Origin of the sequence: Mesorhizobium sp. M1396, from assembly GCF_040317725.1 — a bacterium.
Taxonomy (GTDB): domain Bacteria; phylum Pseudomonadota; class Alphaproteobacteria; order Rhizobiales; family Rhizobiaceae; genus Mesorhizobium.
In genome coordinates this window covers 18,667-39,134 of sequence record NZ_JAMYLA010000010.1, presented here as the reverse complement: position 1 = coordinate 39,134, position 20,468 = coordinate 18,667, and the positions used below count along the sequence as shown (strand labels likewise).

At 62.8% G+C, this 20,468-nt stretch carries 13 protein-coding genes; 9 read left to right on the top strand and 4 right to left on the bottom strand.

What is annotated here, in order from left to right; translation table 11 throughout:
• Nucleotides 1–111 precede the first annotated feature (111 nt).
• From omp10 to NKH02_RS08490, 6 genes are all read left to right on the top strand, one after another.
• On the top strand, nt 112–489 hold the full coding sequence (gene omp10 / locus NKH02_RS08515) for an outer membrane lipoprotein Omp10 (RefSeq protein WP_352863287.1): 378 nt from the start codon (nt 112–114) through the stop codon (nt 487–489).
• 188 nt (nt 490–677) lie between these two features.
• Nucleotides 678–2,717: a 5'-nucleotidase C-terminal domain-containing protein gene (locus NKH02_RS08510; RefSeq protein WP_352863285.1), complete on the top strand. Its 2,040-nt coding sequence runs from the start codon at nt 678–680 to the stop codon at nt 2,715–2,717.
• Between the two features lie 136 nt (nt 2,718–2,853).
• Complete coding sequence (gene hemH, locus NKH02_RS08505) at nt 2,854–3,918, top strand: ferrochelatase (protein WP_352877874.1); 1,065 nt, start codon at nt 2,854–2,856, stop codon at nt 3,916–3,918.
• Nucleotides 3,919–4,069: 151 nt separating this feature from the next.
• Entirely contained in the window at nt 4,070–5,314 is a 1,245-nt protein-coding gene (locus NKH02_RS08500) for an NAD(P)/FAD-dependent oxidoreductase (protein WP_352877873.1), read from the top strand.
• Between the two features lie 88 nt (nt 5,315–5,402).
• Entirely contained in the window at nt 5,403–6,353 is a 951-nt protein-coding gene (locus NKH02_RS08495) for an SPFH domain-containing protein (RefSeq protein ID WP_352863281.1), read from the top strand.
• Nucleotides 6,354–6,364: 11 nt separating this feature from the next.
• Entirely contained in the window at nt 6,365–6,829 is a 465-nt protein-coding gene (locus tag NKH02_RS08490; RefSeq protein WP_352863280.1) for an NfeD family protein, read from the top strand.
• 4 nt (nt 6,830–6,833) lie between these two features.
• Here the strand turns inward: NKH02_RS08490 and NKH02_RS08485 are convergent, their stop codons facing one another.
• On the bottom strand, nt 6,834–7,835 hold the full coding sequence (locus tag NKH02_RS08485) for a KpsF/GutQ family sugar-phosphate isomerase (RefSeq protein WP_352877870.1): 1,002 nt from the start codon (nt 7,833–7,835) through the stop codon (nt 6,834–6,836).
• A gap of 251 nt (nt 7,836–8,086) precedes the next feature.
• On the opposite strand from NKH02_RS08485, the gene NKH02_RS08480 reads away from it, so the two are divergent.
• Complete coding sequence (locus tag NKH02_RS08480; RefSeq protein ID WP_352877868.1) at nt 8,087–9,877, top strand: outer membrane beta-barrel protein; 1,791 nt, start codon at nt 8,087–8,089, stop codon at nt 9,875–9,877.
• A 53-nt stretch (nt 9,878–9,930) separates the two neighbouring features.
• On the opposite strand, the gene galU is transcribed toward NKH02_RS08480, so the two are convergent.
• Nucleotides 9,931–10,833: a UTP--glucose-1-phosphate uridylyltransferase GalU gene (gene galU / locus NKH02_RS08475; RefSeq protein WP_352863277.1), complete on the bottom strand. Its 903-nt coding sequence runs from the start codon at nt 10,831–10,833 to the stop codon at nt 9,931–9,933.
• A 209-nt stretch (nt 10,834–11,042) separates the two neighbouring features.
• Between galU and NKH02_RS08470 the strand changes: the two genes are divergently transcribed.
• Together NKH02_RS08470 and NKH02_RS08465 are read left to right on the top strand one after the other, a co-directional pair.
• Complete coding sequence (locus tag NKH02_RS08470) at nt 11,043–12,263, top strand: lytic murein transglycosylase (RefSeq protein WP_352877865.1); 1,221 nt, start codon at nt 11,043–11,045, stop codon at nt 12,261–12,263.
• A 76-nt stretch (nt 12,264–12,339) separates the two neighbouring features.
• Complete coding sequence (locus NKH02_RS08465) at nt 12,340–13,554, top strand: SGNH/GDSL hydrolase family protein (RefSeq protein WP_352877864.1); 1,215 nt, start codon at nt 12,340–12,342, stop codon at nt 13,552–13,554.
• Nucleotides 13,555–13,659: 105 nt separating this feature from the next.
• On the opposite strand, the gene NKH02_RS08460 is transcribed toward NKH02_RS08465, so the two are convergent.
• Nucleotides 13,660–15,114 (bottom strand): glutamate synthase subunit beta, encoded by a 1,455-nt coding sequence (locus NKH02_RS08460; protein ID WP_352877861.1) that lies wholly within the window; start codon nt 15,112–15,114, stop codon nt 13,660–13,662.
• A 139-nt stretch (nt 15,115–15,253) separates the two neighbouring features.
• Nucleotides 15,254–20,005 carry a glutamate synthase large subunit gene (gltB, locus tag NKH02_RS08455; protein ID WP_352877859.1) on the bottom strand — a complete coding sequence of 1,584 codons (4,752 nt, stop codon included), beginning with the start codon at nt 20,003–20,005 and terminating at the stop codon, nt 15,254–15,256.
• Between the last annotated feature and the right edge of the window lie 463 nt (nt 20,006–20,468).

The following is a 20,468-nucleotide window of genomic DNA, read 5'->3' as shown; positions in this document are numbered from 1 at the left end:
GCGTGCCCGTTTGACAGCACGGCGTGCGCTCTGGAAACTTGGATGCCCGCATCGTGCTTTCCGAAAGTCGATTCCGATTTTTCGGCCGATGCGAGAGGAGAGGATTTTCACATGACTATTGCGCGCAAGGTTCTTTCTATGAGTTTGGCGGGGGCCATTGCGGCGTTGCTTGCTGCTTGTGCCACCAGCGGCCCCGATGAACCGCCGATGGCGGCGTCGCCGAAAGGCGTTGAAGGCTCCTGGATCGACGCCAAGGGCACCGGCCTGTCGACCTTCGCCGGCGGCACCTTCACGACCGTCGCCACCGACACAGGCCAGAAGCTTGCCGATGGCAGCTACACGATGACCGGCGCCACTTCGGTGCAGATCAACGGCACCTCTCTGATCCGCCAGACGCCAGTCAGCTTCAACTGCCTGATGGTTTCGACAAGCCAGCTCAACTGCACCAGCGCCAGCGGCCAGAATTTCGTGCTGACACGACGCGTCTGAACCAGCGAGCATTCGCTCTCCTAAGGACGGCGGCCGATTGGCCGCCGTCCTTTTTTATGCCGGCAAAGGTTCCCGGATTTCCGCTTGCGTCATCTGGAACGCGATGGGAACATGGCCAAAGCGCCGACTGTAATGTTCCAGTCAAGCAAGAGCGTTAAAGGCCTCGATCAGCTTTCCGGGAGACGAAGATGAAGAAGCTTGCTGCCATTGCCGCCCTGTCCGCCTCAGCCCTCGGCCTGTCGGCCGGCGCATCCTTTGCCGACTACACACTGAACATCCTGCACATCAACGACTGGCACAGCCGCATCGAGGGCAACAACAAATATGAATCGACCTGCTCGGCCGACGAGGAGACCAAGGGCGAGTGCATCGGCGGCGCAGGTCGGCTGATCACCGCTATCGCCCAGGAGCGCAAGAAGCTGGAAGGCCAGAATGTGCTGCTGCTCAGCGCCGGCGACAATTTCCAGGGCTCGCTGTTCTACACGACATACAAGGGCAAGGTCGAAGGCGAATTCCTCAACCAGATGAAGTTCGACGCCATGGCGCTCGGCAACCATGAATTCGACGACGGCGAAGTCGCCTTGGCGCCGTTCCTCGACATGATCCAGTTCCCGGTGCTGGGTGCCAATGTGAAGGCCAACGCGCAATCCAAGCTCGGCGACCGCGTCAAGCCGTCTGTTGTCGTCGAGGTCGGCGGTCAGAAGATCGGCGTCATCGGCGCGATCACCAACGACACCCCGGACCTCGCCTCCCCCGGCCCCAATGTCGCCATCGAGGATGACGTCAAGTCGATCACCGCCGAGGTCGAGAAGCTGAAGGGCGAGGGCATCAACAAGATCATCGCCGTGACCCATATTGGCTACAGACGCGAGCGCGACGTCATTGCCAAGATTCCGGGCATCGACGTCGTCGTCGGCGGCCACAGCCATTCGCTGCTGTCGAACACCGACCCCAAGGCTGAAGGCCCCTACCCGACGATGGTCGACAACCCGGACGGCTACAAGGTGCCGGTCGTGCAGGCGGCGTCTTACTCGAAATATCTCGGCGAGTTCAAGGTGGTGTTCGATGACAATGGCGTCGTCAAATCGGCCAGCGGCGACCCGATCTATCTCGACAAGTCGATCACGCCCGACCCGGCCGTGCTCGCCCGCATCAAGGAGCTTGGCGCGCCGATCGAGGCGCTGAAGAACAAGGAAGTGGCCGAGACCACCGACGTGATCGACGGCAGCCGCGAGAGCTGCCGTACCCGAGAATGCGCGATGGGCAACCTCGTCTCCGACGCCATCCTCGACCGCGTCAAGGGACAGGGCGTCGAGATCGTCATCTCCAATGGCGGTGGGCTGCGCGCATCGATCGACAAGGGCACCGTGACCATGGGCGAGGTGCTGACCGTGCTGCCGTTCCAGAACACGCTGGCAACCTTCCAGATTTCCGGCAAGGACCTGGTGGCCGGTCTTGAGAACGGCCTCAGCCAGGTCGAGGACGGCGCCGGGCGCTTCCCGCAGGTCGCCGGCCTGAAATATTCCTTCGACAAGTCCGCCGCACCCAATGCCGGCCGCGTCAAGTCGGTGGAGGTCATGGAAGGCGGCGCCTGGACGCCGCTCAATCCGGACAAGGACTATCTGGTCGCCACCAACAATTATGTCCGCCAGGGCGGCGACGGCTACAAGGTCTTCGCCGACAAGGCGAGGAACGCCTATGACTACGGTCCGGGTCTTGAACAGGTGGTTGCCGACTATCTTGGCGCCCACCGGCCCTACACGCCGAAGCTCGACGGCCGCATCACCGAGATCGCGGCGACCGTCGCGGCGGCACCCGCGGCCGAACCAGCCAAGCCGGCCGAAGCAGTTCCGGCTACCCCGGCACCCGCACCGGTTGAAGCCGCCAAGCCCGCGGACGCGGCGCCTTCAATGCCTGAATTGCCGGCCAACTCGGGCGATATCGCCAACACACCGCCGGCCATATCGACTGAGACAGCGCCAGCCCCGCCTGCGGCACCGGCCGAACCGGCAAAACCGGCTGAAGTGGCACCGGCTCCTGCCCCTGCGGCACCGGCACCGGCACCGGCCGAAAGCAGCCATGTCATCGTTGCCGGCGATACCTACTGGGATCTGGCGGTGAAGGCCTATGGCGACGGCACCAAGTGGAAAGTCATTTCGGACGCCAACAAGGGCTACGAGCCGCGTCGGCTTCCGGTCGGCGCGACCCTGACCATCCCGCCGAAATGACCTCGCTTCGATGCCTGAAAGACACCGCCCGCCCGAGAAACCGGGCGGGCGTCCTGTTTTCGGGATAAGGTGCGGCCAGACGCTGCATTGAAAGCGCACACAAGATGGTTAGGTTCGCGTCTCCCGGAGAACCCTTATGACGCTATCCACCCCTGTCGATCCCAAGGCCGCGAAGGCACTTGGCCCGTTGCCCGCCGGACACCCGCCGGTCAAGGCGGGCAAGATCGGCATCATGCTGGTCAATCTGGGCACGCCTGACGGCACCGATTTCAAGTCGATGTGGCGCTACCTCCGAGAATTCCTGTCCGACCCACGCGTCATCGAACTCAACAGGGCGATCTGGTATCCGATCCTCTATGGCCTGGTGCTCACCAGGCGACCGAAGACGTCGGGCGCCAACTATGCCCGGATCTGGAACCGGGAGAAGAACGAGTCGCCGCTGCGCACCTACACTCGCGGCCAGGGCGAGAAGCTGGCCGAAGCGCTGCGCGACCTGCCCGAAATCGTCGTCGATTGGGCGATGCGCTATGGCAATCCTTCGACCGAAAGCGTTGCCCAGCGTCTGGTCGACCAAGGCTGCGACCGCATTCTTTCGTTCCCGCTCTACCCGCAATATTCGGCGACGACCACGGCAACCGCCAACGATCAGCTGTTTCGCGCGCTGATGAAAATGCGCCGTGCACCGGCCATCCGCAGCGTGCCGCCTTACTACGACGAGCCGGTCTACATCGAAGCGCTGGCGCGCTCGATCGAACAGCATCTGGCGACGCTTGATTTCGAGCCGGAGGTGGTCGTCACCTCCTATCATGGCATCCCGAAACCCTATTTCGAGAAGGGTGATCCCTATTATTGCCATTGCCAAAAGACGACGCGATTGTTGCGTGAACGGCTCGGCTGGGATGACAAGAAACTAATCATCACCTTCCAGTCGCGCTTCGGCGCGCAGGAATGGCTGCAGCCCTATACCGACAAGACGGTCGAGAGACTCGCGCAGGACGGCGTGAAGTCGATCGCCATCGTCAATCCGGGTTTTTCCGTCGACTGCATCGAGACGCTGGACGAGATCGGCCGCGAGGCGGCCGAGACCTTCCATCATGCCGGCGGCAAGAACTTCGCCCATATCCCTTGCCTCAACGACAGCGCCGAGGGCATGGCGGTGCTCGAGGCGACGGTGCGGCGCGAACTGTCCGGCTGGGTCTAAAGCAATTCCAGGAAAAGTGTGAAACGGTTTTCCGTCCGGAATTGCTTCAAACAAGAGTCAGAGCGGCTCGCCGCTTCCGTGACGCGGTGAGCCGCTCTGTAGCGGAACAACACAAGCTCCGGGGCGTTAAGGCGCGCCCCCGGAGAATTCGATGCCCCGCAAGCTCGACCTGAGAACCGGACGGCCCGTCTGGTCCGCCTATCGCGCGCCTGCGGTGCCGACGGACAGCCTGACCCGCGACGTCAAGACAGATGTGCTGATCGTCGGCATGGGCATCAGCGGCGCCATGATGGCGGAAGCTCTGACGGCGCAGGGCCATGCGGTGATCTGCATCGACCGGCGCGGCCCGCTGAAAGGCTCGACGGCCGCGACCACCGCGCTGGTGGAATTCGAGCTTGATCAGCCGCTTTCGACGCTGTCAAAGATGATCGGCAGAGACTCGGCGAACCAGGCCTGGCGACGCTCGCGGCTCGCCATTTCCAATCTTGCCGCCCGCATCGCCGAACTCGGCATCAATTGTGGTCTGAGCCGCACGCCTTCGCTCTATCTGGCCGGCACCTTGCTCAGCCCATCGCAACTGCGTGACGAGGCCGACGTGCGGCGGCAAGCCGGCATCGGCGCGACCTACCTCACACCGGCGGCGCTGGCGGAAAATTTCGGCATCGATCGTGATGGCGCCATCCTCAGCCATGGCAATATCGCACTCGACCCGCGCAAGCTGACGGCCGGCTTGTTGCTCAAGGCCGTGGAGCGCACGGCACGTTTCTATGCCCCCGTCGAAGCGACGGTGATCGTGGACAGCGCCGACGCGGTTGTCGTCGCGACCAGGGATGGCCCGACCATCGCCGCGCGACATGTTGTTCTGGCCACCGGCTACGAACTCGTCGATATCGTGCCGGCAGCAGTCCACCAGATCGTCTCGACCTGGGCGATCGCGACACGACCGCAATCGCGAAAGATCTGGCCTCGGGCAGCCTTCATCTGGGAAGCGTCGGACCCTTACCTCTATCTGCGCGCGACAGCCGACGGCAGGGTCGTCTGCGGCGGCGAGGACGAGGACTTTGTCGATGAGACCCAGCGCGACGAGCTGATCGCTGACAAGAGCGCACGCATTGCCGAAAAACTTGGCCTGATATTTCCGCATCTCGACACCAGGCCTGAATTCGCCTGGACCGGTTCTTTTGGCACCACGACCACCGGCCTGCCCTATATCGGCGCCATTCCCAGGCATCCTCGCATCCATGCGGTGATGGGCTACGGTGGCAACGGCATCACCTTTTCGCGGATCGCTTCCGAGATTGTCTCGGCTTCGATCAACGGGCTGGACGATACGGATGCAAGGCTGTTTTCTTTCAACCGTAGGATGCAATTCGACAAACAATCCATCATCACCTGATTGTAACGCGTCTGAAATACACTTAAGCCTTTGGTGAAGTCGGTTGCGCGAGAATGGCTTGTGCGGCCTACGTCCGAGGGAGAGCCAAATGGATTTCAGTGGTTTCGATATTGCGGTTGGTGCACTTGCCCTTCTGGTATTGGTGCTTCTGATCAAAGGCATTAGGACGATCCCGCAAGGCTACAATTATACGGTGGAGCGCTTTGGCCGTTACACCAAGACACTGAGCCCGGGCCTCAATTTCATTTTCCCGTTCGTCGACCGCGTCGGCGCCAAGATGAACATGATGGAGCAGGTGCTTGACGTTCCAAGCCAGGAAATCATCACCCGCGACAACGCCATCGTCGGTGTCGACGGCATTGCCTTTTTCCAGATCCTCAATGCGGCGCAGGCCGCCTACCAGGTTGCGGGCCTGCAGAACGCCATCCTCAATCTGACGATGACCAACATCCGCACCGTCATGGGTTCGATGGATCTGGACGAGCTGTTGTCGAACCGCGACGCCATCAACGAGCGGCTGCTGCGCGTCGTCGACGAAGCAGCGCATCCGTGGGGCATCAAGATCACCCGCGTCGAGATCAAGGATATCAACCCGCCGGCCAACCTCATCGAATCGATGGGTCGGCAGATGACGGCGGAACGCAACAAGCGCGCGCAGATCCTCGCCGCCGAAGGCCTCAAACAGTCGCAGATCCTCGAAGCCGAAGGCCGCAAGGAAGCCGCCTTCCGCGACGCCGAGGCACGCGAACGTTCGGCCGAGGCGGAAGCCCGCGCCACGCAGGTGGTGTCGGAAGCCATTTCCAAGGGCGATGTGCAGGCGCTGAATTACTTCGTCGCCCAGAAATACACCGAAGCGCTGGGCAAGATCGGCACGGCCACCAACAGCAAGATCGTGCTGATGCCCTTCGAGGCGTCGTCGCTGATCGGTTCGCTCGGCGGCATTGGCGAAATAGCCAAGGAGGTTTTCCGCAGCGAAGGCACGACCGGCGCGCAAAGGCAGGCCGCGCGCCCGCCAGTCGTTCGCCCGACCGATAACTGAGCTCGAAACCCATGATCGACCGCATCATTTCCGAACTTGGCCCGTGGAACTGGATGGTTCTCGGCTTCGCCCTGCTGGTGATGGAAATCATCGCGCCCGGTATCTTCATGCTGTGGATCGGCATCGCCGCCCTGATCATCGGCGCCGTGTCGCTGCTGATCTGGGACACCGCTTTCTGGACCTGGCAGGTCCAGGTCCTCGCCTTCCTGGCGCTGTCGCTGGTCTCGGCCTATATCGGCAAGAGACTGGTCGGCAGTCGCAATGACCCGACCGACCAGCCGCTGCTCAACCGGCGTGGCGCGCAAATGGTCGGCAGGATGGCGACACTTGCCGAACCGATCCGGGATGGACGTGGCCGCATCAAGCTGGGCGACACGCTGTGGCGTGTCTCCGGTCCGGATCTGCCGGCCGGCACGCAAGTGCGCGTGACGGGTGCGGCCGACACCGATCTGGAGCTGACGGTGGAGCCCGTCTGAACGTTCAGGCCGCGCCGATCCGCAAGAGATCGTGCAGGTGGATGAGGCCGACTGGTTTGCGGCCCTCCACCACCATCAGGCTGGTGATGGCTGAATTGTTGATCGTCTGCAGCGCCGTCGCCACCAATGTGTCAGGCGCCGCCGTCTTCGGTCTTTTTGTCATCACCTGATCCACCGTCATCGCCAGCAGATTGCTGCCGATATGACGGCGGATGTCGCCATCGGTGATGATGCCGACCAGCGCACCGTCGGCGTCGGTGATCGCCACGCAGCCAAATCCCTTGCGCGACAGTTCCAGGATCGCGTCCTGCATGCCGGTGCCGGCGACCACCAGCGGCAGCCTGTCGCCGACATGCATGATCTCGCGGATCTGCGTCAGATTGGCGCCGAGCTGGCCGCCCGGGTGGAAGGTGCGAAAATGGTCCGGCGTGAAGCCGCGCGCTTCGAGCAGGGCGATCGCCAGTGCATCGCCCATTACCAGTTGCAGCAGCGTCGATGTCGTCGGTGCCAGGCCGTGCGGGCAGGCCTCCGGCGCGCGCGGCAAAAGCAGCACGACGTCCGCGGCCCGAGCCAGTGCCGATGTCTCTCCGGCGGTGATGGCGATAAGTGGGATGGAGAAGCGCCTGGAATAGGCGACGATGCCCATCAGTTCCTTGCTTTCGCCCGACCACGACATGGCGATGATGGCGTCGTCCCTGGCGATCATGCCGAGATCGCCGTGATTGGCTTCGGCGGGATGGACAAAGAAGGCCGGCGTGCCGGTCGAGGCCAGCGTCGCCGCGATCTTCGAACCGATATGGCCGCTTTTGCCGACACCGGTGACGATGAGCCGGCCTTCAATCCCGGAGATCATGTCGACGGCTTGGGCGAAAGGCGCGGCCAATCCGTTCTCCAAGGCCTCGGCAAGGGCCGCGACCCCCGCCTGTTCGGTCGCCACCGTCCTCAGCGCCGAAGCGATCGACGCTTGCCTGTCCAAAGGCTTGTTATCCAGGGATTCCGCATGCATGGCTGAAGCGATTAGCGCTTTGCCGGCGCGCTGTCCAACGGAAATGGCCCTGGGCATGTCGCCCGAATGTGTGCGGCGGTTTGCGACAACGACAGGCATGGAGACCAAAAAGCTTAACGCGCGCCGTATGAATCCCTTGGGAAGTCAGCGCTTCAGGCGGCCAACGGCCTGCCGCCTCAACCCTCCGTTAACCATCCCCATTTACGGTTCGGTAAGTATGGCGCGCGTGCGCCGCGCAAGCAGTGGTGGCGATGTCCGGGGCCCAGCCAGAAAAATCGAGAGGACGTGAGGGCAAGGCGGTCTGCGCCTTGCTGCTGGCGACCAGCATGTTTGCCCTGCTGCGCCCAACGGCGCTCCATGCGCAGGAAACGGAACTGCGCGGCGAGGTTTCGGAATCGGCGATCCTGTCCGACCAGCAGCGCAAGGCGAGACAGCTCGCTTTGGCGGCGCAGGGTCAGGCCCCGACCAATGCGGCGCAAGACAATGCGCCGGCCCGCACCTATCTGCCGGCCAGCGCCGGCGCCGTGCCGGACGAAACGGACACCGGTGACGCAACCGCGACCGGCAGCGTTTTCGACCCGCCGGCAGCCACCGACGATACTTCCGCCGACACCGCGGCGCCGCCCAAGCCTCGCCGCCGCTCATCGACCGCCGGGCAGAATGCGGCCGACCAGGCCAGGGACAAGGCCGCGGACAAGTCGAAAAAGAAGAAGAAGCCGACGGCGGCAGCCACCGACATCACCGCTTCCACGACCGCCTCCACGACGGATGCCAGCGATAGTGCAGGCATCGACGAGGAAACGGCCAACCGCCGCGCCCTCACCATCGACAGCGCCGACAAGCAGAAGCTCGACCCAGGAGCGGAGCGCACGAACGCCATCGAAGGCCAGAAAAAGAAGCCGGAGGATGACCCGTTCGCCGCCATCGGCGTCAAATGGGGCTCCTTCGTCATCCGACCGACGATCGAACAGGGCCTGACCGCCACGTCGAACGGCGATTCGAGCAATGCCGGCAAGTCGGCACTGCTGTCCGAGACGGCGCTGCGCTTTTCCGCCGCCTCCGACTGGCGCGAGAACTCCGCCACGATCGACGGCTATGGCCTGTTCCGCGAGACCGTCTCGGGTTACCCGGTTCACAATGAGCAAGGGCGCATCGAAGGCCAGCTCAATGTCGACCTCGACAATGAACTGCGTGCCATCGCCAAGCTCGGCTATGAGGCCGTGCCTGAATCGGCATCGTCGCCGGACGCCATCGCGGGCGTCAGCAAGCAGCCGCTGCGGCAGACCGTCGACGGCAGCCTCGCCGTCGAAAAACACGTCGGCAAAATGCAGTACACGCTCACCGGCGCGCTCTCGCACGACTTCTATGGCGACGCCAAGCTTTCGAACGGCACCTCGCTGTCGCAGAAGGATCAAGACTCCACGCTCTACACCGCGACCTTGCGCACCGGCTACGAGATCTCCCCCGCCCTCACCCCTTTTACCGAAATCGAGGTCGGCCGCCGGGCCTACGATCAACGCATCGACAATGAAGGCTTCGAGCGCTCGTCGACGCGGCTAGGCGCCCGCGCCGGCCTTGCGCTCGACATGGGTGAGAAACTGTCGGGTGAATTCTCGGCCGGCTGGCTCAGGGAAGCGATCGATGACAAAGATTTGGATGCGATTTCGGGTGCCACCATCAACGCCGACCTCAAATGGTCGCCCGAACGCGGCACCACGATCGGCTTGACCGGGCGGACCACCGTCGAGCCCACGACCACGGCCAATGAAAGCGGCGATATCCTCTATTCCGGGCGCCTGACCGCCGAACGTCGGATTCGCGCCAACCTCACCGGAAATGCGGCTTTGGGCCTGGACTGGCGTGATTATGTCGGCATCGACGGCCACGACAGGATCTTGAGCGCCGAGGCGGGCATGACCTTGTGGCTGAACCGCTATGCCGGCCTGACCACAAGGGTGAGGACCGAAAAGCTGACCAGCAATCTACCGGGCCGCGACTATACCGCCAACAGCATCTTCCTCGGCGTGAAAGTGCAGAGATAGGAAATCTAGCCAAGCACAGTCAGGCAAAGCCATATGTCGCGAGCTTGACTGCCTTAAGCGGCGCCGAGCCGCTCCGATGGTCTTATCTCATCGAGAAGGGTGCGGATCACGCCGGCCATGTTCTCGTTCATGTCGCTGCGCCACAGTGCGAAGGCGACATTGGCCTCGACAAAACCTTCCGGCGATCCGCAATCGAACGTGCGGCCCCGATAGTGGTAGCCATAAAAGGCCTGCTGCTTTTCCAGCTTCAGCATCGCGTCGGTGAGCTGGATCTCGTTGCCGGCGCCCTTTTCCTGGACTTCGAGGATCTTGAAGATCTCGGGCTGCAGGATGTAGCGGCCGTTGATGTAGAGATTGGACGGCGCGGTGCCGGTCTTCGGCTTTTCCACCATCTCGGTGATGCGGAAGCCGTGATGCGTATCCTCGCCACGGCCGACGATGCCGTATTTGTGGGCTTCGGCGGGATCGCATTCCTGCACGGCGATGATGTTGTTGCCGGTTTCCTCGTAGAGCTCGACCATTGCCTTCATGCAGCTCTTCTCCGACTGCATGATCATGTCGGGCAACAAAAGCGCGAACGGCTCGTCGCCGACGAGCTCGCGGGCGCACCAGACGGCGTGGCCGAGCCCCATCGGCACCTGCTGGCGGGTGAAGCTGGTCTGCCCCGGCGCCGGCTGCAGCCGTTGCAGGCGAGCGAGTTGGTCGTCCTTGCCGCGCTGGGCCAGCGTGTCATAGAGCTCGAACTGAATGTCGAAATGGTCCTCGATGACGGCCTTATTGCGGCCGGTGACGAAAATGAAATGCTCGATGCCTGCCTCGCGCGCTTCATCCACCACATACTGGATGACTGGTCGGTCGACGACGGTCAGCATTTCCTTGGGGACGGCCTTGGTGGCCGGGAGAAACCGCGTGCCGAGACCGGCGACCGGGAACACTGCCTTGCGAACTCTCTTCATGCAGTCAATTATCCGTTTGATGGGCAGCTCCGCAATCCCCGTTGCAAGACATTTTCACGCCGGAATTGAGGATTACTGGCCGACAGGGCAGGAGCGTTCGCCGGAAACCTTCGAGACGTCTTTTCGTTCGCGGCGGCACCTATGGTAAACTAATTCCTAACCTGGTTCGGCGATGAATGGTCTTTCCTGAGACAGAGAAGGAGGAAAAGATGTCCGTTCGCAATGCCGCAAAACTTTTTGCCAGCGTCATAGCGGCAGCCAGCCTCTCGCTCGCTCTACTGATGCCTGGCCCCGCTTTCGCCGATGCCGGCTTCCGGCAATGGGTTGCCGGCTTCCGCGCCACCGCCGTGCAGAGCGGCGTTTCCGGCGCCCTCTACGACCAGGCCTTCAGGGACATCAAGGATATTGACCCGGTGGTGCTGGAAAAGGCGCGCACGCAGCCTGAATTCACAGCCCCTGCCTGGGACTATTTCGACAACCGCGTCCATGACCAGTCGGTCTCGGTCGGGCAGCAGATGGCCAGGAAATGGAAGCCGTGGCTGGACAGGATCGAGTCACGGTTCGGCGTCGACCGCTACGTCCTGCTGGCCATCTGGTCGATGGAATCGAACTATGGCGAAATCCTCAAGCGCGACGACATCATGCGCAATGTCGTGCGCTCGCTGGCGACCTTGGCCTATGCTGATCCGAAACGGGCGAAATTCGCCCGCACCCAGCTGATCGCCGCGCTGAAGATCCTGCAGACCGGCGATATCGACGAAAGCCATCTGAGCGGATCGTGGGCGGGCGCCATGGGCCACACCCAGTTCATCCCGACCAGCTACCTGCACTATGCCGTCGACATGGACGGCAACGGCAAGCGCGATATCTGGAATTCTATTCCCGATGCGCTGGCGACCGCCGCCAACCTGTTGAAGAAGAATGGCTGGCAGGCAGGCAAAACCTGGGGCTACGAGGTCGCCCTGCCTGCCGGCAAACTTCCCGGCGGTTCCAAGACGCTGTCGCAATGGCAGGCTCTCGGCGTGGTCAGGGCCAATGGCAAGCCGTTCAAGAACGGCTCCGACAAGGCGACGCTGAAGGTGCCGGACGGCCGCAGCGGGCCAGCCTTCCTGATGATCAAGAATTTCTCGGTCATCAAAGCCTACAACAATGCCGACAAATATGCGCTTGCCGTCGGTCTTCTTGCCGACGAGATCGCCGGCTCCAGCGGTCTCGTGCAGGACTGGAAGCGGCCTTTCACCAAGCTCACTTTCGAGGAAAGGCAGGAGCTGCAGAAGCGGCTTTCCCAGCACGGCCTTTACGACGGCAAGTTCGACGGCAAGATCGGCGACGGTTCGAAGTCAGCCATCATGGCGTTTCAGGCCAGCGCCGGCTTGGCCCAGGATGGCTATCCGAGCATGGAAGTGCTGAAGTGGCTCCGGCGGAAATAGAGCCACCTGCGGTGCCGCGCGGCCTTTCGGGCGCGCAAAGGACACTGTAGCGATCTGCCAGGGATGGAGGAAACGATTGGCTTCGGCTGCGCGCATCGCAGGGCTTGTTCGTCGCATGCCGGTGCTCATTCTGGCCGTCATCGTGCTCGCCGTCGGCGTGGCTGGCGCCTTTCATGCGCCAGCCATGGCGCAGGAGCAGCAAGACCGTGGCTGGTCGTTGCGCGACCTTCTGTTCCCGCGCCGCAGCGAGCGGTTCGAGCCGCCGCTGGATATCCAGAAGGCAAAGCCCAGGCCCAAGATGAAAAAACCCCGGACGCCACGCCCGCCCGCGGAACCGGAAACCCCTGTGGTCGAAAAGGCGCCGGATGCCCGCACCGTCCTGGTGGTTGGTGACTTCATGGCGGCCGGTCTCGCCGAAGGCCTCGACACCGCCTTTGCCGAGAATGCCGGCGTCAGGATCCTCGTTCGCGGCAATGGTTCGTCCGGCTTCGTGCGCGACGACTTCTACAACTGGCCCGAACAGATCAAGTCGTTGATCGAGACCGAAAAACCCGCCGCCGTGATCGTCATGCTGGGTTCAAACGACCGCCAACAGATGAAAATCGGCGACGTCCGCGAACAGCCGCGGTCCGAAAACTGGACCAAGGAATATGAGCGTCGCACCGACGCGTTCGGCAAAGCCATTACGGAGGCCAAGGTGCCTTTCCTTTGGGTCGGCATGCCGGCCTTTCGGGTTCAGAAGATGACCTCCGACATGCTTGCCTTCAACGACATCTACCGTCAGGCCGCCGAAAGCCATGGCGGCGAATTCGTCGATATCTGGGACGGCTTCGTCGATGAGAACGGTGCCTTCGTGACCAGCGGCCCCGACATCAATGGCCAGCCGGTGCGACTGCGCGCCGATGACGGCATCAACGTTTCGAAGGCAGGCAAGCGCAAGCTTGCCTTCTATACCGAAAAGCCGCTGTTGAAGATCCTCGGACTGGCCGCGCCGGGGAGCGCGGTCACGGCATCCGCCCCGGCGGGCGCTCCCGTGGAGGCGCCGGCGCCGGCCGCGGCCCCCATTGTCATCGACCGAACCGCACCGATGTTGCTCAGTGATCCGGCACTCGATGGCGGCACCGAGCTGCTTGGCGCGGCACCGCTGGCGAAGGCCAATCCGGACCTGCCGGGTGAAAAGCTGGTAATCGAGGGCAAGGCACCAAATGCCTCGCCCGGCCGCGCCGACGATTTCTCCTGGCCGCCTAAGGCCGCCGCCGCGACCGACACCACGACCGCGATCAATCGGTGAATGGTGAATGGTGAATGGGAGGATATCTTCACTATTCACTATTCACTATTCACTATTCACTATTCACTATTCACTATTCACTATTCACCATTCACCATTCACTATTCACCACGGCAGAACGCTTGACCCCATCAGCGCCTCGTCGATCGAGCGTGCCGCCTGGCGGCCCTCGCGGATCGCCCAGACGACCAGCGACTGGCCGCGACGCACGTCGCCGGCCGCATAGAGCCTGTCGACGCTGGTCCTGTAGTCACGGTCGTTGGCCTCGACATTCCTGGAGCGGCGGTTGTCGGTGACGATCTTCATCTCACCGTCCAGCTCCATCGCCACACCGACCTTCGCCGGTCCGGCAAAACCGATAGCGATGAAGGCGAGATCGGCGCGTATGACGAATTCGCTGCCGGGGATCGGCTTGCGCTTGTCGTCGACCTCGCAGCACTTGACGCCGGTCAGCTGGCTTTCCTCGCCGATGAATTCGAGCGTTGCCACCTGGAATTCGCGCTCCGCGCCTTCGGCCTGCGAGGAAGAGGTGCGCATCTTGGTTGCCCAGTAGGGCCAGACCGAAAGCTTGTCTTCCTTCTCCGGCGGCTGCGGACGGATGTCGAGCTGGGTAACACGCACGGCACCCTGGCGGAAGGCGGTGCCGACGCAGTCGGACGCGGTATCGCCGCCGCCGACGACGACGACATGCTGACCGCCCGCGATGATCGGATGCGACGGCCAGGCCACCGACTGGATCGGTTCGCCGCCGACCCGCCTGTTCTGCTGCACCAGATACGGCATCGCGTCATGCACGCCGCCGAGATCGTCGCCGGGAATGCCGGCCGCACGCGGCGTTTCCGACCCGCCGCAATAGAGCACGGCATCATGTTCGGCGAGCAGCTCGGCAACCGGCTTGTCGACGCCGACATTGACGCCGCAATGGAAGGTCACGCCCTCGCCCTGCATCTGCTCGATCCGGCGGTCGATATAGTGCTTCTCGATCTTGAAGTCGGGAATGCCGTAGCGCATCAGCCCGCCGGGCCGGCTTTCGCGCTCGTAGACATGGACGTCGTGGCCGGCGCGGCCGAGCTGCTGGGCAGCCGCCATGCCGGCCGGGCCGGAGCCGATGACGGCGACACGCTTGCCGGTCTTCTTCTCTGGCGGATAAGGCCTGATATGGCCGGTTTCATAGGCCTTGTCGGCGATCGCCTGCTCCACCGTCTTGATGGCGACGGGAATGTCCTCGAGGTTCAGCGTGCAGGCTTCCTCGCAGGGCGCGGGGCAGATACGGCCGGTGAACTCAGGGAAATTGTTGGTCGAGTGCAGGTTGCGGATCGCGTTGTCCCAGTCGCCATTGTAGACGAGGTCGTTCCAGTCGGGGATCTGGTTGTGGATCGGGCAGCCTGTCGGCCCGTGACAGTACGGAATGCCGCAATCCATACAGCGCGCGGCCTGTTTCTCGACCTCCTTGTCCGACATCGGCAGCGTGAATTCACGGAAATGCCGTATGCGGTCGGAGGCCGGCTGGTACTTGTGCACCTGCCGGTCGATTTCGAGAAAGCCTGTTACCTTGCCCATAGTCCAGTTCCTGCTGTCCAGATGGTGCGGTTTTCGCCGCACCCGTTAACCTCTTGAGGCAGCCATGGCAACCTTTCGCACGAGGTCAAACTATCGATGAAGATGGGCCGGGAAACCTGGGCCTCCCGGCAATTCCAATCTATTCCGCCGCCACGCCCATGCGCATGCGTTCCATCTCGATCAGCGCGCGACGGTATTCGACCGGCATGATCTTGCGGAATTTCGGCCGGAATGTCGTCCAGTCGTCGAGTATCTCGCGACCGCGCACCGAACCGGTGTAGTGAACATGGTTCGAGATCAGCTGGTAGAGCCGCTCCTCGTCATGGCTGGTCATGTCGCCGGACACGTCGACGCGACCCTTGTGATCAAGGTCGCCGCCATGATGCAGCAGCCTTTCCATCAGGTCGTCTTCTTCCGGAACCGGTTCCAGCTCGACCATCGCCATGTTGCAACGCTCGGCGAAATCGCCGGCCTCGTCGAGCACATAGGCGACGCCACCCGACATGCCGGCGGCGAAGTTGCGGCCGGTCTGGCCGATGACGACGACGATGCCGCCGGTCATATACTCGCAGCCATGGTCGCCGACGCCTTCGACGACGGCCGCCACGCCCGAATTGCGCACGGCGAAACGCTCGCCGGCGACCCCGGCGAAATAGGCCTCGCCCTCGGTCGCGCCATAGAGCACCGTGTTGCCGACGATGATGGAGTCCGCCGCGACGATCTTGGCCTCTTCCGGCGGCCGGATGACGATGCGGCCGCCCGACAGGCCCTTGCCGACATAGTCGTTGCCGGCGCCGACAAGCTCGAACGAAATGCCACGCGCCAGGAAGGCGCCGAAGGACTGGCCGGCGGTACCGGTGAGCTTCACCGAAATCGTGTCCTCGCGCAGGCCCTTGTGCTTGAAGCGCTTGGCCACTTCGCCCGACAGCATGGCGCCCGTCGAGCGGTCGACATTGCGGATGTCGACCTCGATCTTGACCGGTTGCTTGCTTTCGAGCGCGGGCTTGGCCAGTTCGATCAGCTTGCGGTCGAGCACGTCGTCGATCGGATGCTTCTGCCGCTCGGTCCAGTGCACCGCTTCATGCGGCGCATCCGGCTTGAAGAACATCTTCGAGAAGTCGAGCCCGCGTGCCTTCCAGTGCACGATCAGGTCGCGCTTTTCCAGGAGGTCGGTGTCGCCGATGATCTGGTCGATGTGGGTGTAGCCCATCTCGGCGAGCAGACCGCGAACCTCTTCCGCCACATAGAAGAAGAAGTTGATGACATGCTCCGGCGTACCCTTGAAGCGCTTGCGCAACACCGGATCCTGCGTCGCGACTCCGACCGGACAGGTGTTAAGATGGCACTTGCGCATCATGATGCAGCCGGCCGCGATCAGCGGCGCGGTCGAGAAGCCGAACTCGTCGGCGCCGAGCAGCGCGCCGATGATGACATCGCGGCCGGTGCGCAAGCCGCCGTCGACCTGCAGTGCAACGCGTGACCGCAAGCCGTTCAGAACCAGCGTCTGGTGTGTCTCGGCGAGGCCCATTTCCCACGGACTGCCGGCATGCTTGAGCGAGGTCAGCGGCGAGGCACCGGTACCGCCATCATAGCCGGAGATGGTGATGTGGTCGGCGCGCGCCTTGGCGACGCCCGCCGCAACCGTGCCGACGCCGACTTCCGACACCAGCTTGACCGAAACGTCGGCCGCCGGGTTGACGTTCTTCAGATCGTAGATCAGCTGTGCCAGATCCTCGATCGAATAGATGTCGTGATGCGGCGGTGGCGAAATCAGGCCGACGCCCGGCGTCGAATGCCGGACCTTGGCGATGGTCGCGTCGACCTTGTGGCCGGGCAGCTGGCCGCCCTCGCCGGGCTTGGCACCCTGCGCCACCTTGATCTGCATCATGTCGGAATTGACGAGGTATTCGGCCGTGACGCCGAAACGCCCGGAGGCGATCTGCTTGATCGCCGAGCGTTCGGGGTTCTTGCCGCCGCCAGGCAGCGGCAGATAGCGGTCGGCCTCTTCGCCGCCCTCACCGGTGTTCGACTTGCCGCCGATCTGATTCATGGCGCGCGCCAGCGTCGTATGCGCCTCGCGCGAGATCGAGCCGAACGACATCGCCCCGGTCGAGAACCGCTTGACGATGTCGGCCGCCGACATGACGTCGTCGAGCGCGACCTTCTTGCGGCCAGTCTCCTCGGCCAGCTTGAGCCTGAACAGGCCGCGAATGGTCTGTGCGCGGGCCGTCTCGCTGTCGATCTGGGCGGAATAGTCCTTGAACGTCTCCCAGGATCCCTGGCGCACGGCGTGCTGCAATGTGGCGACCGCGTCCGGCGACCATATATGCGCTTCGCCGCGCATGCGGAACATGTATTCGCCGCCGACCTCAAGGCTGTTGCGCAGCACCGGGTCGTTGCCGAAACCGTCATTGTGGCGGCTGAGCGTCTCGGTCGCGATCTCGTCCAGCCCGACGCCTTCGATCAGCGTCGCTGTGCCGGTGAAATATTGCTGCACGAAATCGGTCTTCAGCCCGATGGCGTCGAAAATCTGCGCGCCGCAATAGGACTGGTAGGTCGAGATGCCCATCTTTGACATCACCTTGAGGATGCCCTTGCCGATCGACTTGATGTAGCGCGAGACGACTTCGTAGGCGTCCACTTCCTTCGGCAGCTCGCCACGCTTGTGCATGTCGAGCAGCGTGTCGAAGGCAAGGTAAGGATTGATCGCCTCGGCGCCATAGCCGGCGAGGCAGCAGAAATGATGCACCTCGCGCGGCTCGCCGGATTCGACGACGAGGCCGACCGAGGTGCGCAGCCCCTTGCGGATCAGGTGATGATGGACCGCGGCTGTCGCCAGAAGCGCCGGTATGGCGATGCGGTCCGGCCCGACCTGGCGGTCGGACAGGATGATGATGTTGTAGCCGCCGGCGACCGCCGCCTCCGCCCGCTCGCACAAGCGGTCGATGGCGCCCTGCATGCCCGCGGCCCCTTCGGCGGAGCCATAGGTGATGTCGATCGTCTTGGTGTCGAAGCGGTCCTCGGTGTGGCCGATGGAGCGGATCTTTTCGAGATCGCCATTGGTCAGGATCGGCTGGCGCACCTCGAGCCGCTTGCGGCGCGAATTGCCGACCAGGTCGAAGATGTTCGGCCGCGGCCCGATGAAGGACACAAGGCTCATCACCAGTTCCTCGCGGATCGGATCGATCGGCGGGTTGGTGACCTGGGCGAAGTTCTGTTTGAAATAGGTGTAGAGCAGCTTCGACTTGTCCGACATGGCCGAGATCGGCGTGTCGGTACCCATCGAGCCCACGGCTTCCTGGCCTGTCGTCGCCATCGGCGACATCAACAGCTTGGTGTCTTCCTGGCTGTAGCCGAACGCCTGCTGGCGATCAAGCAGGCTGACGTCCCTGCGCAGTTCGCGCGGCTCGACCGGCTTCAGATCTTCCAGGATGAGCTGCGTATTGGCGAGCCAGGTCTTGTAGGGATGCTTGGCCGCGATCTCCGACTTGAGCTCCTCGTCGGAAACGATGCGTCCCTTCTCCAGGTCGATCAGCAGCATGCGGCCAGGCTGCAGCCGCCACTTCTTGACGATCTTCTCCTCCGGCACCGGCAGCACGCCGGCTTCCGAGGCCATGATGACGCGGTCGTCGTCGGTAACGATGTAACGCGCCGGGCGCAGTCCGTTGCGGTCGAGCGTGGCGCCGATCTGGCGGCCATCTGTGAAGACCACCGCCGCCGGTCCGTCCCACGGCTCCATCAGTGCCGCATGGTATTCGTAGAAGGCCTTGCGATCGGCATCCATCAGCTTGTTGCCGGCCCAGGCTTCCGGGATCAGCATCATCATGGCGTGGCTGAGGCTGTATCCGCCCTGGAACAGGAACTCGAGCGCATTGTCGAAGCAGGCGGTATCGGATTGGCCGTCATAGGAGATCGGCCAAAGCTTCGAGATGTTGTTGCCGAACAGTTCGGAATCGACGGACGCCTGCCGCGCCGCCATCCAGTTGTTGTTGCCGCGCACGGTGTTGATCTCGCCATTGTGGGCGACCATGCGATAGGGATGCGCCAGCTTCCACGATGGGAAGGTGTTGGTCGAGAAGCGCTGGTGGACGAGGATCAGTGCCGTCTCGAAGCGTGGATCGATCAGGTCCTTGTAATAGGCACCGACCTGATAGGCCAGGAACATGCCCTTGTAGACGATCGTGCGCGCCGACAGCGACACGCAATAGGCGCCGATGTCCTTGTTGTCGTTCTCGGCATAGATGCGGCCCGATATGACCTTGCGCAGCAGATAGAGCCTGGCCTCATACTCCTCGTCGTCGGTAATGTCTGGCGTGCGTCCGATGAAGATCTGCCGGTGGAACGGCTCGGACGCCACGATATCAGCCGCCTTCGACAACGACGAATTGTCGACGGGCACGTCACGGAAACCGATGAGCGGAAGCCCCTCGGATTGCGCCGATTCGGCGATGATGTCCTCGATATGGGCGCGAAGTGCCGCGTCCTGCGGCATGAACCAATGTCCGACTCCGTACTGGCCCGCCGGTGGCAGGTCGATGCCCTGGGCCGCCATCTCCTCGCGGAAGAAACGATCGGGAAGCTGCACCAGCACGCCGGCGCCATCGCCGACCAGGGGATCGGAACCGACGGCGCCGCGATGCGTCAGGTTTTCGAGCACGGCAAGCCCGTCCTTGACGATCTGATGCGACTTCACGCCCTTCATGTTGACGATGAAGCCGACGCCGCAGGCGTCATGCTCGTTGCGCGGATCGTAGAGGCCTCGGGCGGAAAAGCCGTTGCCGGTGCGGCCAATGTTGGATCTACCGATATTGGTCAGGGACGTATTTTTGACGGCTGCCGCTTTCGTCTGCGCGGCCTGGCCGTTCGTCGCAGAGTGCGTCATGTCCGTCATCTCCTGTCCTCCGTTCCCAGCCCGTCGGGCGCTGGTTTGCCTCGGCAAGCGCTTGGCTCACCCTGATCCTTGCGGCACGTCTTGCGAAATCCTTGCCGGACCAGGCGGCTTTCCACATGGTTCGTATCGTACAGGCCAGATTGAGGCCGTCCACCTGTCGCTCGCGGCAACAGCCGGAGAGGCCCAAATGATACGCCAATCCAGCTCGTTTTGTGCGACAAAATAAGACAGCACTACTGTCCTAAATTTTTATGACAGAAATTCCGGACGCATACAAGACCGATTCACAAAAAACTTGGGCCTTTCGCGACAGAAAATTACGTGAAGTCGGGTAAAAACGTAAGGTTCAGTCGCCAATCTCTGCCCTGCCGGCCTGGCTGGCGTTACCGATTTTCCGGCGTCTGGCCCCTTGCGATCAGCACGCGAAACCGGTCAACTTCAGGCTGACTTCCCCAAAACCCCG